Origin of the sequence: Flavobacterium sp. CECT 9288, from assembly GCF_918731615.1 — a bacterium.
Classification (GTDB): Bacteria; Bacteroidota; Bacteroidia; order Flavobacteriales; family Flavobacteriaceae; genus Flavobacterium.
The window spans coordinates 2,171,174-2,194,177 of the sequence record NZ_OU957226.1 but is presented as its reverse complement, the minus strand read 5'-3'; the positions used below and the strand labels follow the sequence as shown (position 1 = coordinate 2,194,177).

18 protein-coding genes are annotated in these 23,004 nt (G+C 32.4%); 3 read left to right on the top strand and 15 right to left on the bottom strand.

The annotated features are described in order from the left end of the window. Positions 1 to 68 precede the first annotated feature (68 nt). From LQ189_RS09660 to LQ189_RS09635, 6 genes are all read right to left on the bottom strand, one after another. A complete protein-coding gene (locus tag LQ189_RS09660) occupies positions 69 to 251 on the bottom strand; it encodes a hypothetical protein (RefSeq protein ID WP_086453795.1) in 183 nt (60 codons plus the stop codon). A gap of 83 nt (positions 252 to 334) precedes the next feature. Continuing rightward, a complete protein-coding gene (locus LQ189_RS09655; protein ID WP_230156230.1) occupies positions 335 to 691 on the bottom strand; it encodes a hypothetical protein in 357 nt (118 codons plus the stop codon). A gap of 103 nt (positions 692 to 794) precedes the next feature. Beyond that, the gene (locus LQ189_RS09650) at positions 795 to 5,732 is read right to left on the bottom strand and encodes a T9SS type B sorting domain-containing protein (protein ID WP_230156228.1); all 4,938 of its coding nucleotides are present in this window, start codon (positions 5,730 to 5,732) and stop codon (positions 795 to 797) included. Between the two features lie 497 nt (positions 5,733 to 6,229). Next, on the bottom strand, positions 6,230 to 7,066 hold the full coding sequence (locus tag LQ189_RS09645) for an ABC transporter permease (protein ID WP_230156226.1): 837 nt from the start codon (positions 7,064 to 7,066) through the stop codon (positions 6,230 to 6,232). A 74-nt stretch (positions 7,067 to 7,140) separates the two neighbouring features. Further along, complete coding sequence (locus LQ189_RS09640; RefSeq protein WP_230156224.1) at positions 7,141 to 8,034, bottom strand: ABC transporter ATP-binding protein; 894 nt, start codon at positions 8,032 to 8,034, stop codon at positions 7,141 to 7,143. A gap of 65 nt (positions 8,035 to 8,099) precedes the next feature. After that, the gene (locus LQ189_RS09635; protein ID WP_230156222.1) at positions 8,100 to 8,501 is read right to left on the bottom strand and encodes a response regulator; all 402 of its coding nucleotides are present in this window, start codon (positions 8,499 to 8,501) and stop codon (positions 8,100 to 8,102) included. Between the two features lie 403 nt (positions 8,502 to 8,904). Here LQ189_RS09635 and LQ189_RS09630 point away from each other — a divergent pair, with 403 nt between their 5' ends. Together LQ189_RS09630 and LQ189_RS09625 are read left to right on the top strand one after the other, a co-directional pair. Continuing rightward, positions 8,905 to 9,963: a hypothetical protein gene (locus LQ189_RS09630; protein WP_182650324.1), complete on the top strand. Its 1,059-nt coding sequence runs from the start codon at positions 8,905 to 8,907 to the stop codon at positions 9,961 to 9,963. 64 nt (positions 9,964 to 10,027) lie between these two features. Continuing rightward, the gene (locus LQ189_RS09625; protein ID WP_230156220.1) at positions 10,028 to 10,897 is read left to right on the top strand and encodes an SdiA-regulated domain-containing protein; all 870 of its coding nucleotides are present in this window, start codon (positions 10,028 to 10,030) and stop codon (positions 10,895 to 10,897) included. Here LQ189_RS09625 and LQ189_RS09620 read toward each other — a convergent pair. Further along, positions 10,880 to 14,605, bottom strand: coding sequence for a metallophosphoesterase (locus LQ189_RS09620; protein ID WP_230156217.1), 3,726 nt, complete (start codon positions 14,603 to 14,605; stop codon positions 10,880 to 10,882). The genes LQ189_RS09625 and LQ189_RS09620 overlap by 18 nt on opposite strands. A gap of 25 nt (positions 14,606 to 14,630) precedes the next feature. On the opposite strand from LQ189_RS09620, the gene LQ189_RS09615 reads away from it, so the two are divergent. Then, positions 14,631 to 15,809, top strand: coding sequence for a Pycsar system effector family protein (locus tag LQ189_RS09615; RefSeq protein WP_230156215.1), 1,179 nt, complete (start codon positions 14,631 to 14,633; stop codon positions 15,807 to 15,809). 2 nt (positions 15,810 to 15,811) lie between these two features. Here LQ189_RS09615 and LQ189_RS09610 read toward each other — a convergent pair whose 3' ends face one another. The 8 genes from LQ189_RS09610 to LQ189_RS09580 all read right to left on the bottom strand — a co-directional run bounded on the left by LQ189_RS09610 (position 15,812) and on the right by LQ189_RS09580 (position 22,988). After that, positions 15,812 to 18,172, bottom strand: a complete 2,361-nt coding sequence (locus tag LQ189_RS09610) for a GAF domain-containing protein (RefSeq protein ID WP_230156214.1) — start codon at positions 18,170 to 18,172, stop codon at positions 15,812 to 15,814. A 148-nt stretch (positions 18,173 to 18,320) separates the two neighbouring features. Then, positions 18,321 to 19,379, bottom strand: coding sequence for a nucleoid-associated protein (locus tag LQ189_RS09605; protein ID WP_086453513.1), 1,059 nt, complete (start codon positions 19,377 to 19,379; stop codon positions 18,321 to 18,323). Between the two features lie 48 nt (positions 19,380 to 19,427). Beyond that, positions 19,428 to 19,601 carry a four helix bundle protein gene (locus LQ189_RS16300; protein WP_370634840.1) on the bottom strand — a complete coding sequence of 58 codons (174 nt, stop codon included), beginning with the start codon at positions 19,599 to 19,601 and terminating at the stop codon, positions 19,428 to 19,430. Then, entirely contained in the window at positions 19,598 to 19,753 is a 156-nt protein-coding gene (locus LQ189_RS16295; protein ID WP_370634893.1) for a four helix bundle protein, read from the bottom strand. The genes LQ189_RS16300 and LQ189_RS16295 overlap by 4 nt, the downstream gene beginning before the upstream one ends. 123 nt (positions 19,754 to 19,876) lie before the next feature. Then, positions 19,877 to 20,416 (bottom strand): plasmid pRiA4b ORF-3 family protein, encoded by a 540-nt coding sequence (locus LQ189_RS09595; protein WP_230156212.1) that lies wholly within the window; start codon positions 20,414 to 20,416, stop codon positions 19,877 to 19,879. 245 nt (positions 20,417 to 20,661) lie between these two features. Beyond that, positions 20,662 to 21,057 carry a hypothetical protein gene (locus LQ189_RS09590; protein ID WP_086453510.1) on the bottom strand — a complete coding sequence of 132 codons (396 nt, stop codon included), beginning with the start codon at positions 21,055 to 21,057 and terminating at the stop codon, positions 20,662 to 20,664. A gap of 70 nt (positions 21,058 to 21,127) precedes the next feature. Next, positions 21,128 to 21,685, bottom strand: a complete 558-nt coding sequence (locus LQ189_RS09585; protein WP_230158657.1) for a sugar O-acetyltransferase — start codon at positions 21,683 to 21,685, stop codon at positions 21,128 to 21,130. A gap of 259 nt (positions 21,686 to 21,944) precedes the next feature. Further along, positions 21,945 to 22,988: a serine hydrolase gene (locus LQ189_RS09580; RefSeq protein WP_230156210.1), complete on the bottom strand. Its 1,044-nt coding sequence runs from the start codon at positions 22,986 to 22,988 to the stop codon at positions 21,945 to 21,947. Between the last annotated feature and the right edge of the window lie 16 nt (positions 22,989 to 23,004).

Sequence of the window (23,004 nt, the reverse complement as noted above, 5' to 3'; positions counted from 1 at the left end):
GGGGTAAGAGAAAATATACTTTTATGAAGATAAGTGCTGATAAGGAACTTGAATTGTCTTTGAAAATCTTACTCTTTTTTATTTTGCCACTCGGTTTGTTTTGAGTTTTTATGGAGTATGCTTTCATTTTCATGGAATCCCATTGCAAATCCTAGCATTATTGCAGTAAGTATTACAATTATTTTCTTTTTGATTCCAGTAATTATTCTTTTACAAGTAGTTAGACTATTTGTATTTATAAGTTTACGCATTTTTATTTCGTTTAATTAAACACCTTTTTATTTTTTTAAATCATGTGAAAGATTTGAAAATAAATTTCAAACTAAGTTTGGAATTAAAGGGTATAATTAGTGAAATCAAATAATGCTTTTAAATATAGTTTTTGATACAGAACAGGTTGTAATGTTTGAAACAATGCACGCTGTATTTTAAATTTTGTAAAACATAAAACATCAGCAGGATTAAGATATTTGGGATTAATATCTAGGCTAATTTTAAAGCTTGATTTTACATCATGAATGGTGTCAAAAAGTAATTTTGTTCCTTTTAGATTTTCTGCTTCAGTACTTTTAGTGAGATTAAAGTCTTGATAATAGGAAGTAGAGCTGATTTCAGAATTAGGGAAACACTCACTCGTCATTGATCCTAAAATCAATATAAACATTGCGAGATATTTGATATAATTCTTCATATTTATTTTTTTATAACACCTTTTAAAGTAATAGACCGTCTTTTTATAAACTGTTCTATTACTTTAAATAGTGAATAACTTGTAGTTTAAAGCGTTTTAAACATTATCTTTTTAAACTGAAATGACCTTTCATTTCTCGTCCGTCATCAAGTTTTACAGTAAACCAGTAGTCATCTGCTGGCATGGGTTGACCTGTAAACGTTCCGTCCCATCCTTGGCTTGATGCCGTTATTTGTTTTATTAATTTTCCAAATCGATTGAATATATATATAACAGCATTCTTGTTAAAGGTATTGTTAATGCCTTTTATGTTCCAGAAATCATTAATTCTGTCCCCATTTGGTGTAAAAAATTTAGGAGCTCCTGTAACTGCAATTGTTTTGCTTACGGTACCGCAACCATTTTTATCATTAATGTACACTTCATGAATTCCTGAAGGAACATTATCAAACAAGTTGGAGTCTTGAAAAGGACCGTTAGGTAAGTCTAAACTGTATTCATAATCACCCTTTCCATTAGCATCAACCGTTACCGTATTATTTTCGGCTAGATCTACTATATCGACGCTTGCTATCGTAGCTATATCCGAAGCGGTTACTTTTATAGTTCTTGTTCTTTCGCATCCTAATAATGTTGCCACTTCTACACTATAGTCACCTTCAGCATTTACGTCAAGAGTTGGACCAGTTTCGTTAGTAATTATATTGGAATCTTTGTACCAAGTATAGCTATAATCAGCTGGATTAGTACCATTTGGTAAACCAGCATTTAGTTGAACAAAGAATGTTGGTAAATTAGAACATACTAATTCGTTATCTCCTCCATTGGTGTTTAATTGAATTGGAGGCAATGGATTAACTATAAACGGAATCGTTAAGATTGCTTTACAAGTTGGATTGATTGTATTTTCCACTTCAACTGTTATGTTTTGAGTAAGCGTTACAAATGGATTAGGAAGCGGACTTGTTAAAGGTTTTCCATCTTTATCAAAATAATTTACCTTCATGCCTGTTTGACCACCTAAAATGCTATTTTGAAAGGTAGTTGTATCAAATGAATATTTTCCGTCTTGTAAAAGAGGATCAACTTCGTCATCACATACTGTAGTCAAATTTGTAGGTATAGAGAACGCCTCTGGTAAATCATCAACAATAAATGCAATGGTAACTTCTTCACTACAAGCCAGTGTTGAATTATTTGTAACTACAGCTTTAATATTTTGGGTTGTAGTGGTGAATGTAGCAGGAAAAGGACTTGAAAGGGCATTATTGTTTTCGTCAAAATAGGTAACGTTTACATTAGTTTGTCCATTGAGTACTGTTGCATGTAATGTAGACGTTTCAAAAGTAAAAATACCATCCTGATTGTCATCACATTGTCTTGCAATGGTCACTGGATTTGCAAATGGAATTTGTTCAACTACCAGCTTTACAAAAGGTCCTAAACCAAAACAAGCATTTGTAACATCACTATCTACGCGACCCCAAATATCTTGTGTTCCAGGATAACCAATGTTTCTATAGTTTGTAATATCAGATATTTTATTGGTTTCGGCTAGTGCATCTGCTTGGTTTCTATAAAAAGATACCGTGTAATTTCCTGCTGGTAGTAATGTTTTTATAGCCGTTTCTGTTGCACTGAAATCAAAGGTACTTATGCCATCTCTTTTATTGTTATTAGCGTTGTCAAGTCCATTTAGATCTCTTAAATCATCACAGGCTGTATACACATTATTAAAAGTTGATGGAATTTGAGTAGCCAATACTTGAAGTGTAATTTCTGCAGTTCTAAAACAGTTATTATTGTTAGTTACTCTTGTCCATACGCGGGTTACTCCTGGTGTGGCGTTAGTATAAGCTAACGGATTTGTAATTTGTTGTGCAGCATTTGCAGTATTTGCTGCAGCAAGAGTTGTATAATAGGTAAAGGTTTCGGCACTCGCATTACTTGATATTTCATTATTTTTAACCGTAAGATTAAAAGTAGTGATTGCATCTAAGTCGTTGTCACACTGAACAATGGTTACATTGTTAATGGTAGGTAAGTCATATACTGTCAAGTTAGTTTTATCTGAAATTAAACCACATGAATTTCCTATTTTGTTTAAGATCACTCTGTATTGATAGCCGTTCATTGATTTTGTTACACTTGAAATAAGAAGTGTTTTTGTAGCTGTGCCCGAGTATGTGGAATTATTTGTTATTGTATTCCAATTAATACCATCAGTAGATAGTTCCCATTGGTAGGTGTTACCTCCATTATCATCGAGTGTTACCGTGGCATTTTGTAATTCACATGTAGGTAAAACATTAGGTTGCGTGGTAATTACTATTGGTGCGGCTGTTGAATAATTACTATTTGGGGCTGTGTAACCTACAGCACTTGTTACTTTACCTTTAGAATCAACTGTGACAGGATTATTTCCAAGAATACCGTCAGTATTTGGATCTAAAAAACCTGCTTCAACAACATCAAAACATAAATCTCCATCACTATCTATGTCTCTGTAGTTTTTTATTCCATCAGCATCAAGGTCATTTCCTGTTTCTACACTATCTTGAATTCCGTCATTATCACTGTCTAAATCTAGATAATCAGGTACGCTGTCAGAATCTGAATCTTGAGGTGTAAATCCTGGTTCAAAAGCATTGTCAAGACCGTTTTTATTAGCATCAATATTAGATAGAATTTGTGCTGCATTGACTTGTGCTTCTATGGTATCAAAAATTCCATCAGCATCACTATCTGAATCTTCCTGATCAGGAAATCCGTCTCCGTCATAATCTCTCGGAATACAAACGGCTTCAAATTTGAAAGTTCCTTTATTTAAATCGGTATCGGAAAGGTTTTTATGTTTAATGCTTAAAGAACTTGTTAAGTAGGATACAAATTTAAAGGTACCTGTACCTGCAGCTAAAGGAACAGCACTATTTAACCTAAATCGAATTTCGAAGGAGGTGAATTGGGTAACCCCACTTTCATAAATACCATCATAATTAGTATCAATTACAAGTTGATCATTAGGGTTTAATACCGTTATAGTTTTGTTTACATCAGAATTGATGATGTATTCCGCATCTGCGTTAAGTAAATCGCTACTATTTGCAGTATTTACATAACTCATTTGTACGGTGATAGGTTTAGTAAAATTCATTTGGTATGCCACGAAATTCTCTTTACCCGCTGCAACATCAGTACTAAAAACTCCATCATTATTACCGGTAAAAGGTGTGGGACGTGATGTGGCGGATGTTGATACTGTTCCAGTAAAAGAGTTAGAATAGGTGTCTTGGGTTATTACTCCAGCAGCTGTATTAGAAATGTCAATGCCTTTATTACCAAACGATTCGGTGCAATTGAGGATGCCGTCATTGTCCCAATCAATATCGATGTTGTTATTTGTGCCATCATTATCATTGTCTTTTGCACAATCACTTACAGGAATTTTATCCGAAAAAACATCGCTTAAACAGCCAGAAATACTTCCTTTAACTTGATAATAACCAGGTGTTGTAGGAGTGTAGGTGTTGTTAGTAGCCAACGGAATAGCTACATCATCTTTGTACCATTGAAACGTATCATAAGCGGATAAGCTACTAATTTTTAATACGACATTGGGAATGCAAGAGGAGGTACCAACTGCAATTTTATCCGATACAATTTCTGGTTTTATATCAAAACCAGAATAGTAACCGCCATACGTTGCTGCTCCGTTAGTAGCAAAATAAGACACATATACTTGTTTGGTCGATTTAACGGATATGTTTCCGTTTAGTCCAGAAACAGTGTATTTCACAAACCCAGGATTTCCAATTATTGATTGTGGACTAGCACTAATCGCTGAATTATTAATTAAAACTGTCGCCCCGGTTTCGGTAATAATATTCAATCCACCATCATAGAAAGTGCTTCCAATTTCTTGAATATTAGGGATGTTATCTACCACATTTGGTGTTGAACAATTCAAAGGCGGAACAAAAAACATATTTTGATTTGCTGGAGAAGCAGTTCCACCAATACTTTGATAAGCAAATACTTTTTCAGAAGAGGTGACATATAAACTACCATTGGTGAAATTTGTACCGTCAATTGCAACATATTCTCCTTTGTTTAAGGTAGTTAAAGGAGAAGTATTTCCGTTTAGAAATACTTTGGTTTGGTCCGTATGCGCTACAAGTAAAACACGTTCCAATTCGTCGGTTCCTAATCCTTTGGCAAAAATATATTCAGTTCCTGTACGTTCAATAGGTACAATTTGATCAAATCCTACATCTCGTCCTGTTGGAGTTCCGGCACCACTTACAACAGAGCTATTGCTTCCACAAAACGAACCCGCGTTGACCGCCACGGCTTTGTCAGATTCTACTAGTGCACCAATCATTTTAGCACTATTTGACGGTGTTGCGCCTGGGTTAGTGTTTTCTAATGCAAGTACGTAACTTTCATTTTTGTTTAGTGTCAATGTTATTGGACCGCTAATCACAGTTCCATCGGTCAAAACAGTTCCAATGGGCAGATTAGAAATCGTAACTTTTGTGCCATTTTCAGTAGCTAAAATAGACGCAAAATTTAATAAAGTAGTGTCAAAAAGAGGGTTCAACATCGCTCCTAACCGGAATGTTTTTCCCAAAGCACTATTTCCTTTTGAAACCAATCCACCAGCATGATTATAGGCTCCACTATTGGTTCTAGCAGCATTTACACGAATATTAGCATACACCAGATCCTCCGCTTCAATCACATAGCCTTTGTTCTTTAAAATCCCAATTGTATTTTTAGGAGTAAATAATTGAGTAAAATCTCCTGTTCCTATAAAATAGCGAAATGGATTTACATTATTCACTACACCCGTAATTACATTACCGCCATTTTCAATTATTTTAAAAGGGACGTCTTTCGTATTTGGAGTAGAAATATAAATGTAATGATCTTCAACCACATTAGATTGAGCTGTAATAGGTGGTATGTAGTGCGTTTTACTAAATTGTGCAAAACAACTAATTGAAAGTAGAATCGTTAGTAGTAGTAAAGTTTTTTTCATGCGCTAAAAATAGGAAAATTTAAATTATCTTTCTAAAGTAAATTGATCTTTTGATGTTCGGCTTTCAAATAATTGGAGTTGATCTAATAAATTTTGTATTGGGAAAAATGAAACCCGAATGGTAGGTTTGCAATTAAAATATAAGTAGCAGATATCCTTAGATAGATATTGTGAATTTAATATAAATTGAGGTCATCTTTTTTTAAACAAAAAATACTAAAGCATTCATACTATTACAAGTTATAGATAAGATTACTTCATATGTTAGAAAAATACTTGTAAATTACTCAAAATAAGAATGTTTTTTTCGCAAAACCGAAAAAGTATCTATTCTTGTTAAAGCTATTTTAGAAGTATATTACCAAAATTATTTGTACTATTTGTGATGCTCTAGAGTATAAATGTCAATATTCATATCTTGAGAACATTTTTGAAAATAAGCAAAAAAAAAGTAAATCAATACTGAATTTAAACCATTCGTCTTAAACTTATATTTTCTATAAATCCCTATTTTTTAAAATTTTATAAGAAAAATATATAAATATAACGGTCCAGCACAATACAATTGCAATTGAAAAAAGGGAAACTCCATAGTCCTTACTATTCTCTAAACCAATTTGAGTACCAATATTTTTTACAACTGATAAACGTGAAAAAGGCTCAATGATAAGATTTGACATGGATTGTAGTGGTAAAAACTGTGTAATACTAGCTGCAGTAGTTCCCTCTGGAAAAACTTTGAAAGTTAAAATTCCACTTATAATTCCTTCAATAATATTCCAAACCAACAAGAAACCTAAAGCAAATGCAGATCTCTTGATCAAAATTCCAAGAAATAAACAGAAAGAGAAAAAGCCAATTAGTTTTACAAAATAAGCCAATAGATAGTCTAAATCTGCAAAAACAATATCAATTTCAGTAAAGGATGAAAAACTATATCCAAGTATTAAGGTCAAAATAAAAAGGAACACCGTTGATACCGTAGCAAAAAGAAATACTGTCAAAAATTTTGATTGAATGAATTCTTTTTTGCTCATTCCGTCAATCAAGTTTTGTTTTAAGGTACCATAACTGTACTCATTGGCCATCATTGAAACAATTACAATTGCTAAAAAGAATTTCAAAATGGATGCAATGTAGGTATTGAAGTGCCATATGTATGGGAAATTGAAAATACCCATTTCGGCTAAATGAAATTTGAATGGACCTAAATCAAACTTGATTGATGCTATTAATGCAATGAACGTAAGTAAAATGAAGTAGGCTAGTGTTAAAACCCGACTCGCTCTATTTTTCCAGATTTTTTGTAACTCTATCGTAAGAAGTCTTTTCATAAGGTGTAATATTTTCTTTGTCTAATTAGCCAAAATTTTAAAAGGTTGTGTTTAGTAAGTAAAATGAAATAGACTTATTTATTTGTCAGTTCTAAGAACTGCTCTTCAAGACTATTTCTACGTTTTACAAGATGATTCAGGATAATATTTTTACTAAATAAAAATTGATTAAGATCTTTTGCTTCGAGTTCTTTTTGTAGATAAACAATTACTTTATCATTTGTTTTTACTACGTTTTTTACTGCTGGATGCGTTGCTACAAGATCAGCAAGTTGTTGCATATTATCAGCTTGCAATTCAAAGAAACCTTCGTTAGAGGACATTCCGTCAACCAGTCCGGTGTATAATATTTTTCCTTTTTGTAATACCAAAACATGCGTACATACTTTTTCAACTTCGTCTAGTAAATGAGAAGCAAGGAGTATTGTAGTTCCTTGTGCGGCAATGATTTTTATAATATCTCTAATTTGATGTATTCCTTGTGGGTCTAATCCGTTTGTAGGTTCATCAAGTATTAAAATTTCAGGATCGTTTAATAATGCTGATGCTATAGCCAAACGCTGTTTCATACCCAGTGAAAAGGTTCTAAACTTACTGTTTTGTCTATCTGTTAAGCCTACTAATTCTAGTTTTTCACTTACTTTGGCATAATTAATACCTTTTATTTGACACACTAGCTCCAAATTCTCCTTGGCAGTCATGTATGGGTAAAAATTAGGTCTTTCAATAATAGCACCTACTTTTTTTAGTGCATCGTGAGTTTGTATCGTACCGCCAAACCAGCTGTAAGAGCCAGAAGTTTTGTTAACAACATTAAGTACAATACCTAACGTTGTTGATTTTCCGCTACCATTTGGTCCTAGAATTCCGTAAACGTTACCTTTTTGAATATCAAGTGATACATCTTTCAAGGCTTGTACTGCGCCGTAACGCTTATTAAGATTTTGTATGGTTAAAATGGTTTCCAAGTGTCAAGTTTTTTTGGTTTAACTATATGACGTTGGAGAAAAGATTTTGTTACCACTTTTTAGGTTTACTTTGAAATAGCTATAAAATGTTTGATTGCTTCAAGTTTTTCAATGCTTATAGGTTTTTCTATATAATTTTTAACATTAGCGTATTTTTTTGCTTTTTCAATATCGGAAAATTCAATAGAGGAGGTCATTATGAAAACAAAAATATCCTTTTGTATGTTTAATTGTTTTAGTGCGTCTAGAAATTCCCATCCGTTCATTAACGGCATATTGAGATCTAGTAATATACAATCAGGTAGTTCATGATGGTTTGTAGCATTTCTTTGTAATAAGTCAAGAGCAATTTTAGCATTCGAAAAGGATTGAAATGAACTACTAAAACTTATCCGGTTAGCAAGCATTGTGGTCAGCCGGAGTGTTAAAGAGTCATCATCGATAAGGTAAGTTAATTCATTGCTCATAACTGTATCAGTTTAAATTTAGACTCTAAGCATTTGGTTGATTGGAAATTAAGATAGTAAAACAGAGGCTCAGTTTTTTATTTTGGTGATACATTTCTAAAAGTATATTTAATTTAACTCTAGCACTTGCTTTACCTAAAATTTACGACCATTTTTATATGAATTTTCAACAATATCAAATATAAAGTTTAAATTCTCAATTCCTACTTTTTAAAACTTATAATTTGTAATTATTTTCTCTTTATAATGTTATTGAAATTTAGTTAATTATTTAAAAAAAATCACATAGATATTAAATTAGTGCACTACTTTTAAGAATGTTTTGGTCTTTAAATGCAAGGTATTAGATAAGAATTAAGTTCTTCAGATACATTTTTATTGTATTTTTGAATAAAAAAGACTCATGAGTGATCCTATTATGGTTTTTAAAAAACCGTCTTATCCAATAAATAATTCTTTACAAGAATATTTAGAACGATTTGATAGGGTTTCAAAAGTAACTGTGTTTTATGATGATTTATTGCGTTTTACAGGCTCTGTGACCGTATATGATAAAAATGACCAAGATACTTTGTGGATAAGAGTATATTATAATGAGTTTGAGCGTGAAGAAATTGACTTAAATTTAAAAAAGATATATTCCTTACTACACTCTGATGGAAATTTAGGAATACTCAAATTTTTGAATATTGACTCTATTGATTATTGCACTTTTGGAAATTCTAAACCATTTCGAATCAAAGTTAGAAACATATTAAATGATAATTACACTCATTTTTATGTAAAAAAAGCGGATGCCTCACGAGTTTATGGGTTGGAATTAGAACATATTCTTTCACCTGATAAAATCAATTTCTTGGTTTATAATGATACTCTTATTGAGGAACACATTATGGGAATCCCGGGAGATATTTTTATAAAAACTTTGCTAGCTGATTGTACCGAAACGGAAAAGGCTCAAATAGCCAAAGAGTTTGTAAAGTTTAATGAACGATGCATGATTCGATTGTTGGGGGATATGCGTGCCTATAATTATGTCATTGTTCCCATACATGATTTTGATCACGTAGTTTATAAAATACGTGCTATAGATTTTGATCAGCAATGTTACGAAGGGAATTTTAAAGTATATAGGCCTCAATTTTTTAAAGAAAATTACCCTATGGTTAAACTGGTTAAAGAAAAGCTACAAACCAGCTCCATTGAGCAATACAAAGATGAAGAACGCGCAGTTCTTGCCAAAAGAATTTTATCTTCAGAAAACCGCATAAATAGGTTACTTGAGATTATGAGTGCAGATACGCTTTCCACCGAAATGCATCTGGAACAATTAAAAATGGAGTTGTACCGGTATACAAAAGATCTCAATTTTAAAAAAGCAAAATCAATGGGAAGTATTATGGTTGCCGCTTTTGAGTTTATCACAAGGAATTATAAAAACAGTACGGTTTTAAAAAAGTAATTGTTAAGTAGAGCGTATTGGTTATATTTGAATTGATTTTTATGGATTATCACATTTATGTATTATGAAAAAATATATTTTTATCAGTCTTTTATTAGCTTCTTGTGAGCAACCATCACATACCATAACAGAATTATATTCTTTGCCAAAGAAACTCAAAGAAGTTTCAGGGATCATTTATACTCCAGAAGATCAGTCCGTATGGGCAATTGAAGATAGCGGCAATGCTAGCGCATTATATAAAATTAACTCTACAGGTAAAATTACAAAAACAATATCCATAACTGATGCTCAAAATACAGATTGGGAAGATGTTACAATGGATAAAAACGGAAATTTATATCTCGGTGATTTTGGTAATAATGACAATGAACGCAAGGATTTATGTATATATAAAGTAGACAAAAATTCTTTATTGAATGCAACTGCAACACCCGTTTCAAAAATATCATTTTCATATCCTGAACAAAAACAATTTCCTCCAAATAAAAAAGAGTTGTTGTATGATGTTGAAGGTTTTTTTGAGATGAATAACTATTTTTATTTGTTTACCAAAAACAGAAGCAAAGGATTTGATGGTACTTCATTAATTTATAAAATACCGAATCAAGCCGGAAATCATACAGCTATTTTATTGGGTAGTTTTAAAACCTGTGACACCTATAAATCATGTGCAATTACAAGTGCAATTCTTAGCCCTGATCAGTCGGAAGTTGCATTGCTTACGCATGATAAAATGATTCTTTTCGAAAATTTTAAAGGCGATGATTTCTTGAGCGGTACCCAAACAGTTCTAGAATTAAACCATTTTTCTCAAAAAGAAGCAGCCACATTTATAGACAATGAAAGAATACTACTTGCAGATGAAAAATATGGCAGTGATGGCGGTAAGGTTTATAAAACTACTTTAACACAACTAAAAACCAAATCCTAAACCAAAGGCAATACGGGCTTCCTCGCTTGCACTTTTAAAATAAGTGATGCGAGCTGTAAGTGCATTGAGACCGTTAAGCCAAATCCCTCCGCCAATGGATTGATTCCATTTTTCAGAGTTTTCTCCTTTTAGCCAAACGCGTCCGTAGTCATAACCACCTAAAATACCAAAAGTCATTGGGATAACGCTTCTTTTTATTTTACCAAGATTCATACGGATATCGCTACTATGATAAAAAGATTGATTCCCCAAGAAACGTTCATTTCTAAAACCTCTTAAATCATAATCACCACCTAGAGTTGCGCCTTGATAAAATTCGAAATTATTATTCAGTACTGCTTTTCCTCTAAGGATTGTGGCAAGAACTAGTTTTCCTTTAGCATCTATTTTATGGTTAAAGTTTATTTTACTTTCTAAAGTAGGGAAATTTCTTTTTAAATCTTCTAGATTTATTTTCCAACTTCCGGTAAAACTAATTCCCATTCCCATGGATGGAAATGCTGGGATGTCATAGTTTTCATAACTGTATTTCACACTTGCACCAGCAAAATGCTGATTTTCAAAAGCTTTAGGATTTACTTCGGGAGAGGTATCTACAAACCTATTAGTAGTTTCCTCTACTGTAATTCTTTCATAACTAGATTGTATCTGAAACTTGCTACCGTTAAGACCAATTTTATTAATGGATGGCATCACTTTTATCATTCGAATTCGAACACGATTGTAATCCATGTCAAATAACTCCGAATCGTTTTTAGTTTCATTACCATACCCAAAATAATTGATTGTAAAGTTAGGGCTTGTAAAACGGGCTTCAAGATCAGCATCCCATTTGCCAAAGAGTTTTGGGAATTTCCCATTGTAAATAGCCTCATACCCACTTGTTGCAAAATAATAATTGGTTTTTAAAGAATGTTTATGAGTAAAAGGATTTTGCTTATAATCATTTACAATGTAGCCTGCTACTATTCCTATTTTTATACCATCATCGGGGTTAAACCCAATGTTGGGTAAGCCAGTAAAATAATTGTATTTTGGTTTTTTATAATCGTAAAAGCTATTGTCGTAATCGTCCATCAACCTTAACTTTGTTTTTGAGTCAAGAGTGTACGTATTGGTACGGGATTTAAAATCATGAATTTTTACTTTTTTGCCGTTTTCAATAGTGTACAAGTCTTCATTTTGACCGCCTATCAATCTTATTTTAATTCCTGAATTTGATGTTCCTTTTACTATGAATTCATCATCATCATCTAAGCCATAAATCCATATTTTTTTAGTTTTATTGGCAGTAAAATTTCTAGAATACTGCAGTTCTTCCCCCGTTTTCTTTACTCGAAATACTTGAATAGTTACTTTGTTTTTTTCTTCATTTAATACCACAAATTTGTCTTTTTTATCAGTACCTACAAGCATTACAGTGTGTTGCAGTACATCATAATAAGTTGAAGCTGCAGTTGTAAGATCTTTTTTTCTTGTTTTTAATTTTTGTTGTATGTCTGTAATTGTATAATCTAAAACTTCTTTAGGTAGTACTTTAAAAGCATCATCTATAGCACTATCTGTCAAGTTATCTTGAATGAATTTTGCTTGTTGTATCCATTCCTCCTTAGTAGACTTCCTCAAAAAAGCCAAATCCAGTGGATAAGCCTCTCTATTCATTAGTTTTACATTTTTCAAATTATTTTTAAACGACTGCATGTGTCTTAGTTGTACGTTTTTCATTAACACATAAACCAATGCACCATCATATTTACTGAATGCCTGATCTCTATCTCTAGGAATAGGTTTGTAAATAACTTTATCATTTTCGTGATATTCGCCCCAGCGCCATTGATCTTCATGCCTATCCCAATCTCCTATTAGCATATCAAATAATCTAGCTTTGATGTATTCACTTTCATCTACCGCGTATTTTTCATCCTTTCGCATGTTTTTTAAAACATCCTCTGTACTGACTATTGCTAGTGGTGTTCCAAAACTAGAGGTACCAATTTGATTTGTAGTTGCGCGTTCTTCGACCATATATAGTTCATTGCCATAAGTACTATTAAAATTTTGAAGCGCTGTGTGTTTAGGTATATAGTATAAAACGGGGTTAGTATGTGCAACACCTATTTTTGAGGCCAAGTTACCAACTGCCAAAGGGGTATACGGATGTGCTGTTGTGTAAAAATCAGCCAATAAATTTTCAGCGTAGGTGTCTTCAAATTCATCTTGAATAAATTGTTTTTTGAATGCTACCGCTTGTAAAAATCGAGTAGGACTCTTTTTTAAACTGCGCATCACATATTCTTTCCCAGCAGAATCAAAAAGTTGAAGGGAGTTAGATTGATGTCCACCTCCAGCACGTTTGGGCTGTAATCCTCCTAAAAGTGTATCTATAGTTGCTACAGGAACGTTGATGAGTTTGCTGTAATAATTGCGGTAGTGATTACCGAAAAAGAACTTATAAAACCCAGATTTTTTTGTTTGGTCAGGACTGTAAATGCTTGTATTTATAGTTTTTGGAAACGATTTGGAAAATACACTGGTGTCAAAATCTTTTTTTTCTTGTAACACTATTTTTTCATGAATGAGAGACTCTTTTTCTTTGCCAAAGTACATTACTTTCGACATTCCGTTTTCATACACCACTAACTTTGCAAATCCATTTTTACCATACGAAAAATCTCCTTCTAAAATTGCTCTTGCTGCCTCAGATTTAGATCCAGCACCGCTAATAATTTGTTTGATATTATCTCTTTCTAAATATTGTAAGTTGTGATCATGACCAGAAACTACTATTAAATTTTCATGGTTTTGAAGCAATGTTTTAACGCGTTTGATAAACAGGTCATACTGCTTGTTTTGAATGTCTTGCGGACTTATACCAGATGTTTTTCGAACTAAATTGATGAGTGATCCTACTATTGGCAATGGAATTTTTTGCTCTAATGGGAAAAGTTGTTTTTCTAATGAAAATTGTCCACCATGAGAACCATTACTCATTAATGGATGATGCATTGCTATAATTACGGTTCTTTCTTGATTTTTTGACAATACATTTTCAAGTTCAACAAAAAAAGCTTCCCTTGTTTTAATGTTACAGTCCTCATTTATAGTGGGGCTTTTGTCCCAGTTTTCTAGAAACCATTGGCTGTCAATTGCAATTAAAATGAGGTTTTTATTGATTTCTAGTTCATCAATACCGCAACCATTGTTGGGCATAAATGATTTTTTTTCTTTCAAATATTCTGTAACAAATTTACCTTGACGCTCTAACCCTTTCAGGCCATTGTACCAGTCATGATTTCCTGGTATAAAAATAGTTTTTCCTTTAAAATTTTGAGATAATTTTAGTTGATTTAGTAGTTTCTCTTCAGCAATTAAGCGTTCATTTGCCGGATTGGTGTCTGGTAATCCTTTTGGGTAAATATTATCTCCTAAAAATAGTAATGTGCTGTTTGCATTTTCTTTTTTTAATTGCTCTTCAAGTAGGCTTAATGTTTCTTTCGCCTTTGGTTCATTTGAGTTTCCTGCATCTCCAATTAAATAAAAAGTATGTGCAATTTTTAAGCTATCTGTTGCGTTCTCAGTTAGGTTTTTTGCATTTTTCCCATATTGTGCATGATGCGTTGCACAAGACGTGAAAAGAATAAAAACAAACAAAGTTGAAATTCCAGTTATATAAAAAGGATTAGAAGATTTATCCGAAAATAATTTCATAATTTAGTAGTGTAAAAATATGTCCATGAATTTAATTGAACAAGCCAAAGAGTATGTTGAAAAACTCTTCAAAGATAAACTTTCTAACTCATTTACCTATCATAATATACAGCATACTGTTCAGGTTGTTGAAGCCATTTCATTACTTGCAAAAATGGAAAATGTAAGTGTAAAAGATTTTGAAACTTTACAAATTGCGGCTTGGTTTCATGATACGGGATATACAAATTGTTATGATCATCATGAAGCAGTTAGTGTATCTCTGATGCGTGATTTTCTCTCAGATAAGGTAAATTCATCTGAGTTTGTTGATCAGGTAGCCTCACTTATAATGTCAACTAAATTTGGGTATGAACCGCAAACACTCTTAGAAAAAATCATGAAGGATGGTGATTGTTATCATCTTTCGGCACCTAATTATGCTACTACTTGTAATGATTTGCGAGAAGAATGGGCGTGTTTAGATCAAAAAAAATACTCAGATAAAGATTGGATTCTCGAAAATATTGATTTCCTTTCCAATACGCATCGTTATTACACAGATTATGCTCTCAAACATTGGCAACCACTAAAAGAAAAAAATAGTAAAAAACTTCAAAAGAAAATTAAAAAAATGGGATTGTCCAAGGCCAAAGATTTAGAATTTGTTCCAAATAAAAAAGAAAAGGAAGATAAACCAGACCGTGCCGTTGACACACTTTTTAGGGTTACTCTTAACAATCATACTACTTTGAGCGGTATTGCTGATAGTAAAGCCAATATATTATTATCTGTAAATGCAATTATTATATCTATTGCGTTATCAATTTTAATTCCCAAATTGGATAGTCCTAAAAATGTACATCTCATGATACCTACCTTTATCATGCTCATGTCAAGTGTAACAACTATAATTTTTGCCATTTTATCTACTAGGCCCAAAGTAACAAAAGGTGTTTTTTCGCGTCAAGACATTGAAAATCAAAAAGTTAATTTGCTTTTTTTTGGTAATTTTTATAAAATGCCTTTGGAGGAATACCAATGGGCTATGAATGAAATGATGAAAGACAAAGAGTATTTGTACAATTCAATGATTAAAGATTTATATTACTTAGGGGTAGTGCTTGAAAAAAAATACCGCTTTCTTAGGCTAACATACAATTTTTTTATGATTGGAATAATAATTTCTGTAATTTCATTTGTAATTGCATTTAAAATGGGATAACATTAATTCCCTTTATATAAATTATTTTCATAAAAGTCATAAATAGAATTAACTTGAGTTTGGCTAGTATTACTTACTTTAACGCGTATTGCTCTTAATCCAGATACACCCTGTAGCTCTTCAACTTCAAATTGTTCGATGCCAGGTTCAAGTATTTTTTTGAATTGTAGAAATTTAATGTAGTTGAGATATTCTGTTTCTTCGTTATTGTGTGAGTATACAATAGTTATTTTCTCTTTTTCGGTAATTCGTTCTGAGGTTCCTTTTATATGGGCTTTATCAATTCGTTTTTTAACCACTTCATAGCGAGCATTGTAAGTACCATCTACATCAAATCTTTTTTCATCCATTCTAAACCGTATAGAAATTGGAGAACTAAAAACTAGAATTAGCGATGTTACATCTAGTTCATAAGGCAGTGAATATTTCAATTGATGGTGCTCTTTTTCCATTTCACATAAAGTTTGTAATTGCCATAACCTTAAATTGTGCAAATACAAGGTGTCAAAAGTTTTGTTTGGTGCAATGGTAGCGCCTATGTATAAGTTGTGTTCTACGCCATCCGTTTTAAAACGTTCGTAATAGTGAGGATAAATATTTTGTGCGTCGGCTTGTTTTTGATCTAAAATTGATGCCAGTTTTTTATTAATGATTGACAGGGCGTTATCAAACTTTTTCCTAGCATGATAAAACATTCCCGTTTTGGGATCTAGACTTTCAAAATAATTTTTTTCGAGTGTATTTTGATTCTCAGCCTGCAGAGTATTTCTTAAAATAGGATGGATTTCATTTTCTATATACAACTGCATTTGTTGTTCTGTATCGGCTTTTAACGGAGTATCTAGTTGCGTTAATAAAGTTTGCAATTCATAAGTGCGCTGCTCTGATAATACAAGATTAGTGTTTGATTGTTGGTTTTCAAATATTTGAATCAATGCGCTTAATTGATTCTTCAAATCTTCTTTTACGGTTTCATTCCTGTGATTTGAGGATCCCTTGATATCAATTTGTCCATACAAAGGATAGACTTCTTTGAAAACTATTTCTTTAAAGTTGTAATCTTTAGTTTGAGTTTTAAAATAAGTAACTGCTTCTTTTTTGAATTTCCAGTACACACTTGGGTGAATGGCAGTGTATTCCCGCTGAATTATGGCTTCAATTTGATTTTGCATGTCATCATTATACCGTTCTAAGGTATCAATAACATAGGGTAAAATCATATTTAAATTATTGACATTAATGCTGTTTAACGCTCTAGACTTGCTAGAAACAAGCTCAATAATACCTAATAGTTTACCATTTTTTGTTACTGGTGCTAGTATGCAACTCTTGATTTCTTGTGATAGCAAATAGTTTCCTAGTTTTTTATTGTTTATCTCTTGGGCAAACTGCTCCACATTAGAAATAATAAAAGGTTTGTTTTGATTTAGAATACTCTCTAATGAACATCCAAATAGGGAATTATTACAATCTACCTCTGGTAAATCTTGGAGTACGAAACTTCCTGTGACATCATAAGGTGGTTTGACAAATTTTTGTTCTTCTTCGTCAAACATTATAAATCCAACTTTTAAGTCTGAGATTTTAAAAATAGAACGAAAGATGCCTTCAAAATCTCCTGGATCTTCATTTGGTTCAGTTTTAGTTTTTAAAAGGTTACTTTTTAAGTTTGATACTGCATTTTCAATTGTAGCGTCAAATAAGGATACAATTCCAAAACCTTTCAGGATCCAACTTTCTTTAGGGAATTTTTGTTTCCATAATGCGATGTCATCAAAGTTATCCATTAATAAATCTATTTCGCTAGTAGTTAATGGGAGGACATCTGAAGTTGGAATGATTTCCATAAAATCAGCATTGTACAAAATTCGATAATGCTTCATAATCCCATTTTTATCTGGAATATCATAAAACAAAGGCTTGTTGTATTCAAAATTTTGTTTGTAAAACGAATTTAAAATTAAAATACAACTCATGACATAAAATTGATCTTCATCAAAATCCCTAATGGTCATGTCAAAGGGTGTTCCTGCGTTTTCTATTATTTTTTGAAACCGCTTGGAATAGTTAAATGTAAAATTTTGAAACGGAATAGTTACAGCTTTTATTTCATTTTGAGTTAATACCGTAGGAAATAAATCGGCTAATATGTTTTCTAATAATTCTTTATTTTTAAAAATCATTTCAAAATCTTCAATACCTGTTTTAAACTCAGGAAATGGTGCGATTTCTTGTAGCAATGCCTTGGCGTAATTAGCTCTATAATCTATAGGGCTATTTGCAATTTCCTCAAGCCCATCAATGAGTTTATGAAACGAAATAAGAGTTTTGAAAGGACTTTCTTTGAAAAAAAATTGTGACATTTAGAACTGATTTTTGAATCTGTAAATTTAGGAATAAAGTAAGTTTCAAATACTCGTTTTTTTTCTTTTATTTCACAAATCAAAAGGCCCGCTATTACGGTTGTAATGGCGGACCTTTTTATAAAATCTTATTAAGATATTAATGCGATTAGCTTTTCTCCTCTTTGTTAAAGTAAACTAAATAGTAGTACATTTGTTTCTCTTCATCCCATCCTTTTTCTACAAATTTTTCTGCACTTTCGGGATTAATAAAGTCCATTTTAATTTGAATGTGGGTATCTAAATTGATAACATTTTTTATAGATTTTCTGGCATCAGATACTGCTGCATTAGCAATAGGGAAGGAGGTAACGTCCTCAATACTGTATTTCTCGCCTTTGTCAGTTTTGTAGTTTTTGAATTCAGGGATCAAATCAGGATTGTCTAAAACTTCATTCAAAAAGTTAGTTTCTTCAAACTGATCGTTTTTGGCAAAATAATTCACAGATCGGTTCATGAACATCACTTCTTCTTTTTTGTCTTCGGCAGGGAAAACAACATCTTTCGCAAAGTTTTGACAGAATTTCAAATACTTTTTAGTGATGAAATTTTCATCTTCAAAAGCATCTACTGATAAAAAATGCTCTAACCAGTAGCGTGCGTCATAACGGTTGCTATCTACGGTCAAAATTTTATATCCTTCTTCTTTTTTGTAATTAAAAATCAAACAACCTTTGTCAAGCTTGTTCAAACTCACACCTTGCTGTAAAATCATTTCAAGTTGAGAAGCTTTCTCTTCAAATTGTAAAAAGTCAGCCTGAATTTCACTCTTAAAAATACCTATAGCATCTACTACATTGTTGTCAATGCTTAAATTGGTTAAATAGGTTACGTACACCTCACCGTTTTTGATATGTGGGTGATTGGACTGCTCAAACAAATGCGTGGTGATTTTTTTTGAAACCTCGTGTACATTGTTCGGATTGTCAAAAATCTCAGTGGCGTATTTGAACATGTCATTGTAGTCTAAGTCAATTTCATGAGCAAATTGATAATAATTTTCTTCTTTTTCTCTAAAAGGTTTAAAGAAAAATTCTTTCATCAAAGGCACAATTTCGTCTTGCAACGCATACGGTTGCTCAGATAAAAAAATAGCTTCGTTTCTACTCTTGTTACCCACTCTGTGAATGGATAAATTTTCGATATGGGTGTTAAATAAGTTGATCATATTATTTGGTAAGGTGCAAAGCAGCAAAGTGCCAAAGAAACAAAGGTTTTAATTTCGTTCCTTTATTTTTCTAATAAAAGAACACATCATTCTTTCTAGTTCTCTACTTGCTTCGTATATATTGTTAAATTGTAATTCAGTGATGTATTTTAAATTGAATGCTATTTCAATTTGCATTTGTATTTCAAACAAAGAGGGGGTTGCAATATTTAAAAATTTCAAATAATCCTTGTTGCCATCTCTTCCGTATCCTTCAGCAATATTATATTACTTGGAATTGATACTGCACACCTTCTAATTTGTGAAGTTAATCCGTAAATTTCTTCTTTGGGAAATATATTTGTTAACTGATAAATATCCGTAACAAGAATCATTAATTTTTGCCAAATTAGTAAATCTCGAAATGTACTCATTACTATTTATTTAAAATTCTTTGAATCTTTGTTACTTCGAACCTCAGAACCTTTGCCACTTAGTCCCTCAGTCCCTTTTAAAGTTTAATTCCAATTCTCTTCAAAACCGTAGTCTTCAAAACTGTCATCGCCTTCAAACATGTCCAAGTCATCGTCATCAAAACCATCTTCAAATTCATCATTGTAATCATCAGCATTATCGGCTTCAAAGTTTTTTTCCATCGCTTCATCGGGCATTTCACCGTGAGAAAATAAAGTTTCAGGATAGAAATTTCCAGGAACTTGTTCTTCAATAGCGGCAAGCTCTACAAGGAACGTCCACATGTTGATGAAGTCGTATACGTAAATGATTTTCGTATTTTCTTTATCTAAAATCTCTGATAATTTGTAGTCACTCATGGTTTTTTGTTCACCAGGAACATCGCCAGTATCAAACATCGGAATCTCATCCTCTTGATTCCACGTTTCATCACACGTATAAAAAGAAGCAACCTCCATCCCGTCAAAACCAAAGGAATTGAAAATAGCATTATGTAAATCCTCTAAAGTATCGTCTTCAAGTATTGCAATGTCTCTAAAAATATCTTCCTCGGCGTCTAGAATGACTCTAAATTTATAAACCATAATCGTTGTTTTTATTGAAAGGTCAAAGGTAAAATTTAATTTCAGTTTTCGATTTTAGTTTTTCGATTTGTTGATAAGATTTTTATTTTACTTGTTATCTTGGTAGTCAAGGTAGCTACATATTTGCTTTTTCTTTTTTGGATAAAAACTACTTTTATCAGTTATAAAATAAAACTAAATAAGATTACTTCTAATTGAGTTTATGTCAAAAAAAAAAGCCTAATCACTTGATTAGGCTTGGTGTTTTATTTTTTAGAGTCGGAGCAGATACCAACAATTTCATGAAAAATATCGTGTAGTCCCGTGATCGATTTTACAATCTCAGCATCTGTACCTTTATTGGTAACAATTTGGTTCAGTGATTTGCTATTGGCTTGCAAGCGGTTTACCAGTTCAGTAATAATTTCTGTTTTAAATTCAGCTGGAATTTCAGTTTTTTGCACTTTCGTAGCTTTTGCCAATAATTCATTAGAACGTGCTTTTATAGGTGCTAACTTTCCTTCTTCGGCAGGATGAAACGTTTCAGATAATACTTCGTGAAATTCTTTTATTGCAGGCCATTTATCAAAAGTTGATTGTGCAGAAACTGAGTTTGCAACAACAATAAGTGCTAATACTAGAAATGTTTTAAGGTGTTTCATGATGTTTGTTTTTAATTTACAAACAAATATAATAAAATTTATTTAAGGAAATTCGCTTTGATGCATTTGACTAAACGTTCAGTTCCCGAATCACCCGTGCTGGATTTCCCACCGCAAGTGAATTGTTCGGAATGTCTTTTGTCACTACAGATCCTGCGCCAATTACACAACCCGCACCTATCGTTACACCAGGGCAGATAACACTATTGCCACCTATCCAGCAATCATCACCAATGGTTATTGGCAAAGCGTTTTCTAGCGTTTTGCGCAATTCTGCATCAAGTGGGTGCGTAGCGGTATACACTTGCACATTAGGTGCAAAAAATACATTCGAACCTATTACAACAGGCGCACAATCCAGCACCACACAGTTTACGTTAAAATACACATTATTGCCACACACAATATTGTACCCGTAATCACAATGAAACGGAGGTTCAATATATAAGTTGGTCCCTGCATTGGGAATCAATTCCTGAATAATTTCGCGCGCTTTTTTAGTCATCCGATACTCCGTCACGTTCAAGCGATGCAATAATAACTTCGCACGTCGTCGGTCTTTAACCAACACCAGATCACCAGCCAAATAATATTCGCCAGCAATCATTTTTTCCTTCTCTGATTTCAAATCCATTGGGTTTCATTTTTTTGGGCGTGCCCTCCGCAAAAGCTCCGGTCGGGCTATTCGTTACAATCTTTGCCGCCCCTTTTTGCAACGGGTCAGCAAAGGATTTTCACTGCTATCCCTCACGCGACTCGCTTTTTATTTTGTAGAAGTGTTGTATTAAGGTAGCCTAATTGTTTTGTGTAATAATGCCTTGACAAATACAAAACTTTCTTTCAAGTAAGCAAATCTCACTATGCTTGTAAACCGCTATTGGTGGCAGTTATTTTTTCAGTAGGTTACTATTCATTACAATTTCTCTAATTTTAATTTCAAACTCGTATAACAAGTCTATGTTATCATTAGATTGATTTTCTAAAATAACGATGTCCACATCAGTTTCTGGAAAATAAACTTTGAATGACACAAAACCTGAGCCACCACCAGTATGACCAAAGTAGTGAATAGGTGTTTTATCACTTACTCTTATACCATAACCATAACCTATTTTTTCTTTCCCAAAAGCTGCATGCTGTGCTGTAATACTATACGTGGTCATCAATTTATAGGTTTCTGGTTTTAAGATTTTTCCTTTGTGTAAAAGGCTATCCCAAATATTTAAATCTGTTACATTTGAAATAATTCCAGCAGCAGGAACCATATCATTACTTTTAAATGGCTTTGCTACCAATTCAAAATTATTGTTTGTGTTTTTATAACCTTGAACTCGATTTTGTACTTTGTCATGTTCGTAGCAAAACGTGTTTTTCATTTTTAGTTCTCTAAACAATTCATTTGCAACATCAATATATTTTCTGCCTGTAACTTTCTCAATAATCTTTCCAAGTATTATATATGCTGTATCACCGTACTTAAAATCAGTTCCGGGTTTAAAAAGTAATGGTTTGTCTAGATCGGTTATTCCAGCAGAAAAATTTAGTAAATGGTGAACCGTAACCGTATCTGCCCAACTCTTTGGTAAATCTGGTAGATAGGTACTTACTGGACTTTGCAAATTAATTTTCCCTTTTTCAACCTGTTTTAAAATCAATACAGCTGCAATTTGCTTACTGTTTGACATGATTATAAAATTATCGTTGCTTGTCAAAGGAGTCTTTTTTTCAAAATTTGAAAATCCGTAAGCATTCTTGTATTTTATTTTTCCGTTTTGAGTAATTAAAACCACTCCATTAAAACTTCTAGGGACAGTTGTTTTAATTAGATTGTCAATTTTATCGCTGTAGTCGTCATTTTTTTGCGCGTAGCCCGTGCAATTTGTAAAAAAGCTTACTGTAAATATGCTTAAAATTATAAAGGTATTTTTCATTAAAATTATCTTGAAT